At 78.1% G+C, this 13,373-nt stretch carries 15 protein-coding genes; 9 read left to right on the forward strand and 6 right to left on the reverse strand.

The features are described from left to right. Positions 1-298 precede the first annotated feature (298 nt). The gene (locus ACI796_RS22920; RefSeq protein WP_456943523.1) at positions 299-625 is read right to left on the reverse strand and encodes a DUF6504 family protein; all 327 of its coding nucleotides are present in this window, start codon (positions 623-625) and stop codon (positions 299-301) included. Positions 626-853: 228 nt separating this feature from the next. Between ACI796_RS22920 and ACI796_RS22925 the strand changes: the two genes are divergently transcribed. The 6 genes from ACI796_RS22925 to ACI796_RS22950 are packed head-to-tail and all read left to right on the forward strand — an operon-like array spanning position 854 to position 6,069. Continuing rightward, positions 854-1,282, forward strand: a complete 429-nt coding sequence (locus ACI796_RS22925) for a YbaK/EbsC family protein (protein ID WP_456943524.1) — start codon at positions 854-856, stop codon at positions 1,280-1,282. A 14-nt stretch (positions 1,283-1,296) separates the two neighbouring features. Beyond that, the gene (locus ACI796_RS22930; protein WP_456943525.1) at positions 1,297-1,872 is read left to right on the forward strand and encodes a GNAT family N-acetyltransferase; all 576 of its coding nucleotides are present in this window, start codon (positions 1,297-1,299) and stop codon (positions 1,870-1,872) included. 2 nt (positions 1,873-1,874) lie between these two features. Continuing rightward, entirely contained in the window at positions 1,875-3,509 is a 1,635-nt protein-coding gene (locus ACI796_RS22935; protein WP_456943526.1) for a phytoene desaturase family protein, read from the forward strand. After that, positions 3,506-4,297: a carotenoid biosynthesis protein gene (locus ACI796_RS22940; RefSeq protein ID WP_456943527.1), complete on the forward strand. Its 792-nt coding sequence runs from the start codon at positions 3,506-3,508 to the stop codon at positions 4,295-4,297. Before ACI796_RS22935 ends, ACI796_RS22940 begins: the two co-directional genes overlap by 4 nt. Continuing rightward, positions 4,294-5,394, forward strand: coding sequence for a glycosyltransferase (locus ACI796_RS22945; protein WP_456943528.1), 1,101 nt, complete (start codon positions 4,294-4,296; stop codon positions 5,392-5,394). The genes ACI796_RS22940 and ACI796_RS22945 overlap by 4 nt, the downstream gene beginning before the upstream one ends. Before the next feature lie 18 nt (positions 5,395-5,412). Then, a complete protein-coding gene (locus ACI796_RS22950) occupies positions 5,413-6,069 on the forward strand; it encodes a flavin reductase family protein (RefSeq protein ID WP_456943529.1) in 657 nt (218 codons plus the stop codon). Between the two features lie 23 nt (positions 6,070-6,092). Here the strand turns inward: ACI796_RS22950 and ACI796_RS22955 are convergent, their stop codons facing one another. Together ACI796_RS22955 and ACI796_RS22960 are read right to left on the reverse strand one after the other, a co-directional pair. Then, positions 6,093-7,070 carry a carbohydrate kinase family protein gene (locus ACI796_RS22955; protein WP_456943530.1) on the reverse strand — a complete coding sequence of 326 codons (978 nt, stop codon included), beginning with the start codon at positions 7,068-7,070 and terminating at the stop codon, positions 6,093-6,095. A gap of 130 nt (positions 7,071-7,200) precedes the next feature. Continuing rightward, a complete protein-coding gene (locus tag ACI796_RS22960; protein WP_456943531.1) occupies positions 7,201-7,884 on the reverse strand; it encodes a CDP-alcohol phosphatidyltransferase family protein in 684 nt (227 codons plus the stop codon). A 56-nt stretch (positions 7,885-7,940) separates the two neighbouring features. Between ACI796_RS22960 and ACI796_RS22965 the strand changes: the two genes are divergently transcribed. Then, positions 7,941-8,747 (forward strand): lipase family alpha/beta hydrolase, encoded by an 807-nt coding sequence (locus tag ACI796_RS22965; RefSeq protein ID WP_456943532.1) that lies wholly within the window; start codon positions 7,941-7,943, stop codon positions 8,745-8,747. Here ACI796_RS22965 and ACI796_RS22970 read toward each other — a convergent pair. The 3 genes from ACI796_RS22970 to ACI796_RS22980 are packed head-to-tail and all read right to left on the reverse strand — an operon-like array spanning position 8,744 to position 11,593. Further along, positions 8,744-9,556, reverse strand: coding sequence for an ABC transporter permease (locus ACI796_RS22970; protein ID WP_456943533.1), 813 nt, complete (start codon positions 9,554-9,556; stop codon positions 8,744-8,746). The two genes, ACI796_RS22965 and ACI796_RS22970, sit on opposite strands and share 4 nt — an antisense overlap. 16 nt (positions 9,557-9,572) lie before the next feature. Further along, the gene (locus ACI796_RS22975) at positions 9,573-10,490 is read right to left on the reverse strand and encodes an ABC transporter ATP-binding protein (protein ID WP_456943534.1); all 918 of its coding nucleotides are present in this window, start codon (positions 10,488-10,490) and stop codon (positions 9,573-9,575) included. Continuing rightward, a complete protein-coding gene (locus tag ACI796_RS22980) occupies positions 10,487-11,593 on the reverse strand; it encodes a transcriptional regulator (RefSeq protein WP_456943535.1) in 1,107 nt (368 codons plus the stop codon). Before ACI796_RS22980 ends, ACI796_RS22975 begins: the two co-directional genes overlap by 4 nt. A gap of 43 nt (positions 11,594-11,636) precedes the next feature. Here ACI796_RS22980 and ACI796_RS22985 point away from each other — a divergent pair, with 43 nt between their 5' ends. Next, positions 11,637-12,281, forward strand: coding sequence for a hypothetical protein (locus tag ACI796_RS22985; RefSeq protein ID WP_456943536.1), 645 nt, complete (start codon positions 11,637-11,639; stop codon positions 12,279-12,281). Between the two features lie 312 nt (positions 12,282-12,593). Beyond that, the coding region (locus ACI796_RS22990; RefSeq protein WP_456943537.1) for a DUF222 domain-containing protein at positions 12,594-13,373 on the forward strand (780 nt) is incomplete at its 3' end.

Raw genomic sequence — 13,373 nt, forward strand, 5'->3', positions numbered from 1 at the left:
CCCGCCCCCGGCCCCCCCCCCCCCCCCCCCCGGGGCCCCCCCCCCCCGCCACCCCCCGGCCCGCCCCCCCCCGGCCCCCCCCCCCCCCCCCCCCCCCCCCCCCGCCCCCCCCCCCCCCCCCCCCCCCCCCCCCCCCCCCCCCCCCCCGCCAGGTGCGCGGTGGCGTAGCGCCGGCACGCGTCGGGGGCGTGCCGGGCCTCGGCCAGGGCCCGGGTGGCCTGGTCCAGCAGCTGGCCCGCGGCCGCCGGGAGCGGCGGGGGCAGGGGCAGCTGCTGGGCCATGGCGTGCGCGGCGCCCATCAGTCGTGCACCCGCACGAGCGACCAGCGGTTGTCCGCGGCGTCCCAGCACAGGTCGTAGACACCGGCGAAGCTCATCCGCGAGCGACCGGCCCGCAGCGCCTCGACCCGGAACACCTCCCGGGGGGCGACGAGGTCGGCCGAGGCGCCGCCGGTGGTGCCGGCGGCCCGCTGCCACCACGGCGCGGTCTCGACCCACGAGTCGAGCAGCTCGCCGACGACGTATCGGCCCTGCCCGCGCCAGAACTGCGCCGGCCCGAGCGGACCGCGCTCGACCTGCACCTCCTCGCCGGCCCGCTCGCCGACGTCACCCAGCACCCGGCTCATGCCCGTCTCCCCACCCCGTGCCGCCTGACGGCCTGCCCACCGCCCGGGCGGGGAAGGTCCCGGGACGGTGGCCGACCTGTTCGAACGTGTGTTCGAACACCTCGAGTAGACCCGACCGCGCCGGTCCCGTCAAGCCGGACGCGCGGCCCCGTCCTCCCGGGAGGAACCCCTCCCACCCGCGTGCCGGACGGTACGGCGGGGGTCCGACAGCGGTGGCAGGATCAGCGCATGAGCCGACCCGTCCACCCCCGGGTGGCCGCGATCGCCGACCTGCTCGTCGGGGCCGGCGCCACCGGGCGGGTCCACGAGCTCGCCGACGGCGCGCACACCGCCGCCGCGGCCGCCGCACAGGTGGCCGCCCTGCTGGGCGTGCCCCGCGTCGAGCGCGCCTCGGCCGCCTTCGTCCGCGAGCACACCGGCCAGCCGATCGGCGGGGTCGCCCCGGTCGGGCACCCGGCGCCGATCGGCACGCTCGTCGACGTCGAGCTGGCCCGGTACGACCGCGTCTGGGCCGCCGCCGGCCACCCGTCGGCCGTCTTCCCCACCAGCTACGACGAGCTGCTGCGACTGACCGCCGGCACCCCCGCCGAGGTCGGGAGCGGCCCGACCGCCGACGGTCCGGCCGCCGCTCCCCACCCCGCCGCGGTGGGCCCGTGACCGAGGAGAACCCCGTGACCGGCACGACACCCGCGACGCGGGTGACCGCACTGCCCGCAGGCTGGCTGCGCGAGCACATGCACGAGGCGCTCGCCATCTACGGCGAGGCGATGGGCTACGACGCCTCGGTGGTCGCCGGCCGCTACGGCTACGCCGTCCAGCACACCGAGCGCCCCGGCTTCCGCGCGGTCGGCGCCTTCGCCGCGACCCCGGACGGCGAGCAGCTGGTCGGCTTCGGCTACGGCTACCTCGTCGCCCCCGGCCAGTGGTGGCACGACCAGGTGCGCGCGGCGCTGGACCGGCGCACCGCCAAGCGCTGGCTGCCCGGCGCCTTCGAGGTGTGCGAGCTGCACGTGCACCCCGACGCGCAGAGCCGCGGGCTGGGCCGGCGGCTGCTGCACGCGCTGGTGGAGGGTGTGGACGCGCCGACCGCGCTGCTGTCCACCCCCGACGCCGACACCAAGGCGTTCCGGCTGTACCACGCCGACGGGTTCGTCGACCTCGCTCGCGGCCACCACTTCCCCGGGGACGCCCGGCCCTTCGCCATCCTCGGCGCCCGGCTGCCGCTGCGGCCGGTCCCCGGCTCCTGAGCGTGCGGGAGCCGGACCGGGCCGTCGACGCCGTGGTCGTCGGCGCCGGCCACAACGGCCTGGTCGCCGCCTGCTACCTGGCGCGCGCCGGGCTCCGCGTCGAGGTGGTCGAGCGCGACGACGTCCTCGGCGGGGCGGTGTCCACCGTGGAGCGCTGGCCGGGGGTCCGGGTGGACCGCGGCTCCAGCGCGCACGTGATCGTCCGGCACAGCGGGGTCGTCGAGGAGCTCGGCCTCGCCGCCCACGGCCTGCGCTACGTGGACTGCGACCCGTGGGGCTTCGCGCCCGCCCCGGCGCCCGGCGCCCCCGGCCCGGACGGCCGCCCGCTGGTCTTCTCCGTCGACCTCGACGCCACCTGCGCCTCGATCGCCGCCGCCTGCGGGGACGCCGACGCCGAGGCCTACCGCCGGTTCGTCGGCGTCTGGGGCCCGCGCAGCCGCGCCGTCGTCGACTCCTTCGGCCGCCGGCCCACCCCGCTGGGCCTGGCCCGGGCGTTCTGGCCGCTGGGCGCCCCCACCGGCGACGCCCCGCGCACCCCCGGCGGCGACCTCGCCGCCGACTTCCTCGGCTCCGGCGACGCGCTGCTGGACCGCTGGTTCACCAGCGAGCGGCTCAAGGCGGCGCTGGCCTGGTTCGGCGCGCAGTCCGGCCCGCCGATGAGCGAGCCGGGCACCGCGGCGATGGTCGCCTGGGTGGCGCTGCTGCACGACACCCCGCCCGGCCACCCGGTGGGCGGCTCCGGCGGGCTCACCCAGGCGCTCCGCCGCCGGCTGGAGTCCGACGGCGGCCGCGTCGTCCTCGGCGACGGCGCCGCGCGGCTGCTCGTCGAGGACGGCCGCGTGACCGGCGTCGAGACCGTGTCCGGACGGCGGGTGTCCGCGCCGGTCGTCGTCGCCGCCTGCCACGTGCTGGCCACCCGCGACCTCGCCGGGGAGCACGCCCCGCCCGCCCTCGCGGACGCCGCCCCGCCGGTGGGCAACGGCTTCGGGCTGGTGCTGCGCTGCCTCACCGACGCGCTGCCGGCCTACCCCGGCGTCGACCCGGCCGTGTCGGCGCAGGGCCTGCAGCTGCTGTGCACCGACCGCGCCCAGCTGGCCGCCGCGCACGGCGACTGGCTGGGCGGCCGGCTGCCCCGCGAGCCGGTGCCGCTGGCGATGTCCTTCTCCGCCAGCGACGACACCCTCGCCCCGCCCGGGCGGCACGTGGTCACCGTGTGGGGCCAGTGGTACCCCTACGCCCTCGCCGACGGCGGCGACTGGGACGCCCTCGCCGCGGCCGAGGCGCAGCGGCTGGTGGCCGCCGTCGACCGGTACGCCCCCGGCTTCGCCGCCTCGGTGCGGGACGTGTACGTCCAGACACCGGTGCTGCTGGAACGCGAGCTGTCGCTGCTGCGTGGCAACGTCATGCACGTGGAGATGGGCCTGGCCAGCATGTTCTCGCTGCGCCCGACGCCGGCGCTGGCCGGCTACCGGGTGCCGGGGCTGGCCGGGCTGTACCTGGCCGGCGCCTCCACCCACCCCGGCGGCGGGGTGTCGGGCAACTCCGGCCGGACGGCGGCCCGGGTGGTCCTCGCCTACCGCCGGCCGCTCGCCCGCGCCCGCGCGGCGGCCGGGCGGCTCGCGCGGACGGCCCGGTGAGCGCCGCGACGGCGGCCGTCCGGCGGGCCCCGGCACCCGCCCGGCTGCCGCTGGCGCTGGCCGTGCTGCTGGTGGTGGCCGCGGTCGCCTACCCGCTCACCGACGGCGCCGCCCGCGACGCGGTGTCCTGGACGATCGTGCTGCTCGGCTCGGCGGTGTCGGTGGCCTCGGCCGCCGTCGCGCACGGCGCGCGCACCGGCGCCGCGGTGCTCGGGCTGGTGGCGGTCACCGCGGTCGCGTTCGAGTCGGTCGGGCTGGCCACCGGCGTCCCCTACGGCACCTACTCCTACAGCGACGCGCTCGGCCCGACGCTGCTCGGCGTGCCGTTCCTCGTGCCGCTGGCCTGGCTGATGCTGGCCTGGCCGAGCCGGGTCCTGGCCGGGCTGCTCACCCGCCGGGTGCGGCCGGGCCGGCGGCGGGCCGCGCGGGTCGCCGTCGCCGCGGCGGTGTTCGCCGGCTGGGACGTCGTCCTCGACCCGCAGCTGGTCCAGGCCGGCTACTGGACCTGGGCGCACCCCGCCCCGGGGCTGCCCGGCATCGACACCGTGCCGCTGACCAACCTCGCCGGCTGGCTGCTGGCCGGGCTGGTGCTCATGGCCCTGCTCGAGCTCGCCGTCGGACCGGCCGTCCGCGTCGACGCCGCGCCGCTGCTGGTGATCGCGTGGATGGTGGCCGGCGGGGCGCTCGCCCACGCCGTCTGGCTGGACCTGCCGGGGTCGGCGGCGTGGGGCGCGGCGCTGACCGCCGTCGTCGTGGCCGTGCTCGCGGCGCAGGCCCGCCGCCGGTGAGCGGCGCGGTCGTCCGGGTCCTGTCCGGCCTGGCGGTCGCCGGCGCCGCGCACGCCGCGGTCAACGCCGCGCTGCTGCGCCGCCCGCCGGCCGACCCGCCGGAGGCGACCCGGCCGGTCACCGTGGTGCTGCCGGTGCGCGACGAGGAGGCGCGGGTCGGCGGCTGCCTGGCCGCGGTGCTGGCCTCGGCCGGCGTCCCGGACCTGCGGGTGGTCGTCGTCGACGACGGCTCCACCGACGGCACCGCCGCCGTCGTCCGCGGCGTCGGCGACCCGCGGGTGCGGCTGGTCCCCGCGGGCGAGCCGCCGGAGGGCTGGCTGGGCAAGCCGCACGCCTGCTGGGTGGGCGCGCAGACGGTGACCGACGACGGCGTGCTGGTCTTCCTCGACGCCGACGTCCGGGTGGCGCCCGACGCTCTGGCCGCCGCCGCCTGGCTGCTCGAGGCGCACGGCCTGGACCTGGTCTCGCCCTGGCCGCGGCCGGTGGCCGGCACGCTCGCCGAGCGGCTGGTGCAGCCGCTGTCGCCGTGGCTGTGGATGACCACGCTGCCGCTGCGGCTGGCCGAGCGCTCACCCCGGCCGTCGCTGACCGCGGCCAACGGCCAGTTCCTCGCGCTGACCCGGCGCGGCTACCTGCGCGCCCGCGGGCACGCGGCGGTGCGCGCGGAGGTGGTGGAGGACGTCGCGCTGGCACGGGCGGTGAAGCGGTCCGGCGGGCGGGCGGTGCCGGTGGCGGGCGCGACGCTGGCCGAGTGCCGGATGTACGACGGCTGGGCGGCGATGCGCGAGGGCTACGGCAAGTCGCTGTGGGCGTCGGTCGGCGGGTCACCGGCGGCGTCGGTGGCCGCGGCGGCGGTGCTCACCGCCGTCGGCGTCGTCCCCGCGCTGGCGGCGCTGCGCGGGTCGCGGGCGGGCCTGGCCGGCTGGCTGGCCGGGGTGGCCGGGCGGGCGGTGAGCGCGGCGGCCACCGGCGGGCGGGTGTGGCCCGACGCCCTGGCGCACCCGCTGTCGCTGCTGGCCCTCGACGCGCTGCTGGCCGGGTCGGTGGCCGGGCACCGGCGCGGCACGCTCACCTGGCGCGGACGCGCGCTGCGCTGACCGGGGCGAGGATGGGGTGTGACCTCGCCCGACTCGCCCGACCGGACCGCCTTCGACCCCGGGGACATGCGCCCCACGGACTTCTACCGCGTCATGAACTCCGTGGTGGTCCCGCGGCCGATCGCGTGGGTGTGCAGCCGGTCGGCCGAGGGCGTGCACAACCTGGCGCCGCACTCCTTCTACACGGTGGCGTGCGTGCGGCCGCCGGTCGTGCAGTTCACCTCGGTGGGCCGCAAGGACTCGCTGAACAACGTCGAGGCCACCGGCGACTTCACGATCAACCTCGTCCCCGAGGAGCTGTTCGAGCAGGCCAACGCCACCGGCACCGACTTCCCGCCCGACCAGAGCGAGGCCGAGGCCGCCGGCATCCGGCTGGAGCCGAGCGAGCGGGTGGGCGCGCTGCGGGTGGTGCAGTCGCCGGTGAGCATCGAGTGCACGCTGCACTCGACGGTGCGGCTGGGCGACAGCACCGTCGTCTTCGGCCGGGTCGAGTGGGTGAGCGTGTGGACCGACGCGGTGCGCGACGGCCGCCCGCGGATCGAGGCGCTGCGGCCGCTGGCCCGGCTGGGCGGCAACGAATGGTGCACGGTCGGCGAGGTGCGCGCGATCCCGCGCATCCCCTACACCCGGTGGGCCGAGGACCCCTCGATCGGCGAGCAGGTCCGCGGCAGCTGACCGCCCGCCCCCGGGCGAGGAGGTCAGGCGGGGAGGTGCTCGGCGACCTCGGCCGCGGCGTCGTCACCGAAGGCCGCGGCGAACCGCTGCAGGAAGGGTTCGCGGCGCAGCTCGTACTCCTGGGTACCGACGACCTCGACGGCCTCGGTGGCCACCGCCGAGCCCAGCTGGGTGGCCCGCTCGAGGCTCAGCCCCCAGGTGCGCCCGGCGATGAACCCGGCGCGCAGCGCGTCGCCGCCGCCGGTGGGCTCCACCGGCTTGGTCTCGGGGACCGCGATGACCTCGATCGGGGCCGCGTCCTGCTGCCGGACGAGCACGCCCTTGGAGGCGCGCGTGGTGACCCAGGTGCCCACCCGGGCGAGGATCTCGCCGGCCTCCCAGCCGGTCTTCTGGGTGAGCAGCGCCGACTCGTACTCGTTGGTGAACAGCAGGTCCGCGCCGTCGACCAGCTCCCGGATCATCTCGCCGTCGGCCCAGGCCAGCTGCTGGCTGGGGTCGGCCGCGAAGGGGTAGCCGCGGTCCCGGCACTCCTGGGTGTGCCGGACCATCGCGGTCGGGTCGTTGGGGCCGACGACGACGAGGTCGGGGGTGCCGACGCGGGCGCACACCGGACCCAGCTCGATCTCGCCGGCCTCGCTCATCGCGCCCGAGTAGAAGGACGCGATCTGGTTGTTGACCGCGTCGGTGGTGCACACGAACCGGGCGGTGTGCTTGAGCTCGGACCAGCGCACGTCGCGGGTGTCCACGCCGTGCCGGGTGAGCCAGGCGTCGTAGTCGGCGAAGTCGCTGCCGACCGAGCCGACCAGCACCGGCCCGAGGCCGAGCAGGCCCAGGCCGTAGGCCATGTTGGCGCCGGCGCCGCCGCGGTGCTGGATGAGGTCGTCGACCAGGAAGGAGAGGGAGACGTTCTCCATCTGCCCCTCGACGAACTGCTCGGTGAACCGGCCGGGGAAGGTCATCAGGTGGTCGGTGGCGATGGAGCCGGTGACGACGACGGGCACGGGGGCTCCTCGGGGCGAGCGGGTGGGACGGCGAGCAGGGCAACCCTAAGAGGCGGTCCCGGTCACACGCCCCCCGGCGTGCACCGGGACGGCCGCCCGGCGGGCATCCCGAGCGCGTCGCGGCGGACGGCTAGTCCCCCAGCGCCCGGCGCAGCGAGACGCCGAGCTGGGCGGTGCCGACCAGCCCGAGCACGGCCCCGACGGCGGCCCCGGCGGTGACCACGACCGCGGGCCCGTCGGCCACGCCGGCCGCCGCGTCCAGTCCGGTGGCCGCGACGATCCCGGCCCCGCCGACGGTGAACCCGGTCATCGCCACCCGGGTCGGCCGCTCCCACACCGAGATCGACCCGGTCTCGGCCACCCCGGCCTGCCCGGCCCGGGCCCGCAGGTAGTCCGGCAGCCAGCACAGCGCCCCGTAGACGGCGGCCAGCCAGCCCGGCGCGCCGGCCGCCCACAGCGCCAGGGCGTACGCGGCCTCGGTGAGCCGGTCGACGGCGGAGTCGAGGACGTAGCCGCGCCGCGACGCCCGCCCCCCGGCCAGCGCGAGCGCGCCGTCGAGGGAGTCCAGCAGCCCGGACAGCCCCACCAGCAGCCCGGCCGCGACCAGCCACGCGCCGCCGGCCAGTGCCGGGCCGACGGCGCCCAGCGCGACCAGCAGGCCGAGCGCGGTGGCGGCCAGCGGCGGCAGCCACGACACGGCGCGGGCCAGCGCGTACGCCAGCGACAGCCAGCCGTGCACCAGCCGGCTCGCGCCCGGGTCGGTGCCGCCGTGCCAGCGCGACCACTCGGCGAGGTACTCGTCGCGGCTCAGCACGGGCGCAGTCTTCCCCAGCCCGGGCCGACGCCGGCGGGACCGGGGACAGTGGACGGGTGCTCGCCGGCCTCTCCCCCGCCCGCCGCCGCCTGGTCCTCACCGTGCCGGCCCTCCTCCTCGTCCTCGCCGTGGCGGCGACCGTCCTGCTGCTCACGCGGGGCGACGGGCCGGTCGCGGCCGCGCCGGTGCCGCAGGAGGAGCCCGGCCCGGTGCTGCTGGTGCCCGGCTACGGCGGCACCACCGGCTCGCTCACGGGGCTGGCCGACCGGCTGACCGCCGCGGGCCGCGACGCCACGGTCGTCGCGCTGCCCGGCAACGGCACCGGCGACCTCGCCGCCGCGGCCGGCGCGCTGGACGCCGCCGCCGACGCCGCGCTCGAGCGCACGGACGCCGACAGCGTCGACGTCGTCGGCTACTCCGCCGGAGGCGTCGTCGCGCGGCTGTGGGTCACCGGCGACGGCGCGGAGGTGGCCCGCCGGGTGGTGACGCTCGGCTCGCCGCACCACGGGACCACGCTGGCCGACCTCGCCGCCGGCGTCGCGCCGGGCCAGTGCCCCGAGGCGTGCCGGCAGCTGGCCACCGACAGCGACCTGCTCGCCGGCCTCAACGCCGGCGACGAGACGCCCGCCGGACCGACCTGGGTGTCGGTGTGGACGACGCAGGACGAGACGGTGACCCCGCCGGACTCCGCCCGCCTCGACGGCGCGCTCAACCTGACCGTGCAGTCGGTGTGCGCGCAGGCCCGCGTCGGCCACGGCGACCTGCCGCGCGACCCGCTGGTGCAGGGCATCGTGCTGGCCGAGCTCGCGCCGGGCGACCCCGTGCCGCTGGGCCCCGCCGACTGCGCCCGCCTCGGCGGCTAGCTGGTCACGTCCTTGGTGGTGAAGTTCGCCCACGCCGCGGTCAGCAGCACGCCCACGTACACGCCCTGCAGCGCCAGCCCGCGGACGACGTCGCGCCACAGGACCGGGTCGCGGAACAGGTCGACGAACGCCAGCCAGTAGCGCGTCGGCAGGTAGGGCGCGATCGGCGAGGCGGCGTCGAGGGTGAACAGCAGCGACGAGGCGACCAGCACCGCCAGCGCGCCGAGCGCGGCGGCCAGCGGCGAGTCGGTGAGCGTGGAGAAGAACAGCCCGAACGCCGCGACGCCGAGCATCGACACCGCGACGTAGCCGATCGCCACCAGCGTCCGGCCGGCCAGCTCCTCCGGCGTCAGCGAGGTCCCCGACACCGACGTCCCGGCCGCGACCGGCTGCGCGTCGAACAGCAGCGTGCCCACCAGGTAGCCGACGGCGGCGACCACCACGACGGTCACGACGACGAACGCCAGCACCGCGACCAGCTTGGCCACCAGCAGCCGGGTCCGGCCGGCCGGGCGGGCGAGCAGGTAGCGCAGCGTCCCGGCCTGCGCCTCCCCCGCGACGGCGTCGCCGCTGACCACCGCGACCGCGATCGGCAGGAACAGCGGCAGCACGATCGCCAGCGCCGCGAGCGGGAACAGCTGCCCGTTGGTGAGGACGGCGGACAGGAACGGCGGGCCCTCGCCCGGCCGCGGCGCGAGGTCGGTCACCTGCAGCAGCACCGCGACCAGCACCGGCAGCGCGTTGAGGACGGCGATCGTCGCCCAGGTCCGCGGCCGGCCGAAGGTCTTGCGCAGCTCGGTGCCGATCACGCCCGCTCCCTGCCGATCACGCCCGCTCCACCCGGTCGGCGCTGGCGCCCGCGGCGGCGAGCACGACCTCCTCGAGCGTGGGCCGCTGCAGCGCCAGCCCCGCCACCGGGACGCCGGCGCCGACCAGCAGCGCGTTGACCTCCGCCGGGTCCGCCCCGCGCACCACGACCCGGCCGCCGTCGGTGCCCAGGACCCGCCCGTCGAGCACCGCGCGCACCCGCTCGGGCGCCGGGGTGTCGACGACGGTGGCGCCGGTGGGCGCGGTGAGGTGCGCGATCCGGTCCTGCAGCACGAGCCGGCCGCGGTCGAGGACGCCGACCCGGGTGCACAGCTGCTCGACCTCGGCCAGCAGGTGGCTGGAGAGGAACACCGTCGTCCCGCCGCGGTGCAGCTCGAGCAGCAGCTCGCGGATCTCGTGGATGCCCTGCGGGTCCAGGCCGTTGGTGGGCTCGTCGAGGACCAGCAGCTCCGGCCGGCGCAGCAGCGCCCCGGCCAGGCCCAGCCGCTGCCGCATGCCGAGCGAGTAGGCGCCGACCTTCCGCCGGCCCACCCCGCCCAGGCCGACCTGGTCGAGCACCTCGGCGATCCGCCGCCGCCGCGTGCGGCGCGAGCCGCCCGGGCCGGCGGCGTCGAGCAGCGCCAGGTTGGCCGCGCCGGACAGGTGCCGGTGGTGCGCCGGGCCCTCGATGAGCGCGCCCACGCGGGGCAGCACCCGGCGCCCGGCGCGCGGCATCCGCTCGCCCAGCAGCTCGACCTCGCCGCGGGTGGGCAGCACCAGGCCCAGCAGCATGCGCACCGTCGTCGTCTTGCCCGAGCCGTTGGCGCCGAGGAAGCCGTAGACGTCCCCGGCGCGGACGTCGAGGTCGATGCCGTCCACCGCGCGCACCCGGCCGTACTGCTTGACCAGCCCCCGCGTGGTGATCACCGAGGTCACGACGGCGCCCCGGGGAGCCCGGCCGCGGCGTCGGCCAGCGCGTCGAGGGTGACGGTCCCGGTCAGCAGGTAGGTGCCGGCGGCCCGGGTGTCGACCAGCATCAGCCCGAGCGGGCCGACGGCGACCCGGGTGCCGCGCTCGTCGCGCACGGCGTCGGGGGCGGCGTCCAGCGCGGAGCGGACGGCCGCGGCCAACCGGCCGGGGACCGGCGCCACGGCCAGCAGCGTCACGCCGCTGCCGTACAGGCCCACGGTCTCCGGCGCCCCGGCCAGCTCCCGCTGCGGCAGGCCGGCCAGCTCGCGGGGCAGCGGGACGAGCCGCAGCCGGCGGTCGGCCTCGCGCAGCAGCCCCTCGGCGTCCTGGCCGGCCCGGGCGCGGACGTCGGCCGGAGGGACGAACGCGACGACGCCCGCCGGCGGGGCGGTGGGGTCGAGGTCGAGGAAGCGGGTGTCGAGCGCGGGGACCGACGCGCCGTCGGCGACGACCTCCACGGCCAGCGGCAGGCCGGTCGCCGCGTCGGCCCAGACGTCGACGCGCGCCACCGAGGCCGCCGGCGCCGCGGGCACCAGGCGCAGGCCGAGCGCGTCGCGCCCGGCGACCCGCCGGGCGCCGATGCGGGAGAGCTCGTCGTCGGCGGCCTCCGACAGCAGCCGCCGGCCCAGGGGCGCCGGCACCAGGTCCGGCGGGGCGGGCAGGGCGAGCGGGGCCGGGGCGGTGCGGGTGGCGGTCGCGGACTCGTACTCCCAGGTCCACGTGCCGCCGGTGTCGACGTGCACGCCGGTCTCCCCCGTCGCCGACACGACGTCGACCCGGTGTTCCTCGGGGCCGCGCCACCAGACGCGCATCGCGGTGCGGTCGCTGAGCAGGTCGGCGACGGCGGGCAGCTGGTCGCCCACCGGCAGCGCGAGCCCGCCGGCCGAGACGGCGTAGCCGGAGAAGCCGACACCCGCGCTGGCGAGGACGGCGTCCCGCAGGTCGGCGGCGGCGACGTCGGCGTCGTCGGCCGGCAGCGCGCCCACGAGCGCGGGCAGCGACGCGAGGACGGCGACCAGCCCGACCACGACCGTCCAGCGGCGGGCGCGCCCGTACCCGCGTGCGGCCATGACGGCCACGGTACGAGCGCCGCGCCACGGGTAGCTCACGGACATGGCACCTCCGTTGAGCGACGCCGTCGTCGTCGACGTCCTGCGCCGGCTGGACCGGCTCACCACCCCGCTCGTGCGGCGGCTGGCCCGTCCACCGGGCCTCCCGACCTCCCAGCGCGACGCCTGGTGGGGCGAGCAGGCCGCCCAGGTGGGCGCGGTCGCGAGCAGCCTGCCGCGGCTGGCCGGCCGGCTGGCCGACCTCCTGCCGCTGCAGAACACCGTCGGGACGGCGGTCCAGTCGCTCGTGGTGCTCGGCGTGGCCAACGAGCACGGCGTCACCGACCCCGCCGAGCGGGTCTCCCTGCTGTCGGAGGTGCTGCTCGACCGCTACCTGCCGCCCGGCCGGGTCCGCCCACTGCTGGAACGGGTGCGCGGCGCCTACACCGAGACCGCGATCGGCGCGAAGGAGGAGCGGGCCGGCCTGCGCGGCGTCGTCCGCACGATCTGGCGGGCCTCCCGGCTGCTCGGCCGCATCGACGAGGCGCTCGACGCGCGCCCCAAGGGGCGCATCGGCGCGCGGGCGCTGTCCCAGCTGCCGGTGGTCGGCGTCCTCGGCGGGTACGCGGCCGAGCGCGAGGCGCTGCGCCAGGCCGCCCGGATGACCGCCGAGCTGCTCGAGCCCGGCCGCCGCGTCAGCGTTCAGTGAGGTCGATGGGTCGGCCGCCCCACCGGTAGGAGCACAGCAGCGCGCGGAGCATGCCGGCGACGTCCTCGAGGACGCCGTCGAGGTCCGTCAGGTCGCCTCACTCCCGCCGGACGGGTCGGTCGCGACGCCGCTGCGGGCGGCTCCGGAGCCGGGAGGTCGGGCACGGCGTGATGCTGTGTCCGCCATCGGTCCCCGACGACTCGTCGACTCGGACCACACCCTGCTGCCGGACTCGACTTGCAGTCATCCCGTTCAGCCGGATGCCCCACTGACCTGCGGGAACTGTCGTACCCCGGCCGTAGCGTGCGGGGTGTGCAGGAGGTCGCGGAGTACGTGTCGCCGGTGGAGCGGGCGCTCGTCGGCGTGCTCCTCGACCAGCCGGTCACGATCCCCCGGCTGCCGGTCTCCCTGCTGTCGCGGGAGCAGAAGGCCGCCGAACTGCAACGGGTCGCGGCGATGGAGGCGATGACCGCCGCGTACAAGGCCGAGCTGGTCCTCGGCCTCGCCGACGACACCCCCGATGACGCCGACCCCGCACCCGGGGACCCCGGTGCCCGCTCCCGGTCGTGGGCGCCGGACACCGAGCTGCCCGGGGTGTCGGAGTTCTTCACCGCCGAGCTCGCGGTGGTGCTGAACGTCGGCCGGGGCACCGCCGCCCACCTGGCCCACCGGGCGTGGACCTATCGGGAGAAGCTGCCCGCCACCTGGGCCGCACTGGCCACCGGCACCCTGGACGAGGCCCGCGCCAAGGCCCTGGTCGACGTCCTCGAACACACGAGCGCAGTCACCGCCCGCACCATCGAGGCGGCGCTGCTGCCGGAGGCCACGTCGCTGACGGTGCGCAAGCTCAAGGACCGGGCGCTGGCGCTGCTGCAGGAGGCCGACGCCGACGCCATCGACCAGCGCCGGGAGACCGCGCAGCGGCACGCCGACGTGCGGCTGTACGACTGCCCGTTCGACGGCATGGCCACCCTCGCCGCCGATCTGCCCGCCGACGTCGCCGCCGCCTGCCACGCCGTCGTCGACGCCCTGGCCCGGATGCGCAAGGCCGACGGCGATCCCCGCCCGATCGGGCAGCTGCGCACGGTGGTC

The sequence above is a fragment of the Geodermatophilus sp. SYSU D00525 genome (assembly GCF_054050475.1).

Excerpts from the sequence above, each read along its gene's own strand:
- ACI796_RS22920 (WP_456943523.1), bottom strand. The coding sequence starts at position 625 with ATGAGCCGGGTGCTGGGTGACGTCGGCGAGCGGGCCGGCGAGGAGGTG.
- ACI796_RS22925 (WP_456943524.1), top strand. The coding sequence starts at position 854 with ATGAGCCGACCCGTCCACCCCCGGGTGGCCGCGATCGCCGACCTGCTC.
- ACI796_RS22980 (WP_456943535.1), bottom strand. The coding sequence starts at position 11,593 with ATGGCCGCACGCGGGTACGGGCGCGCCCGCCGCTGGACGGTCGTGGTC.
- ACI796_RS22985 (WP_456943536.1), top strand. The coding sequence starts at position 11,637 with ATGGCACCTCCGTTGAGCGACGCCGTCGTCGTCGACGTCCTGCGCCGG.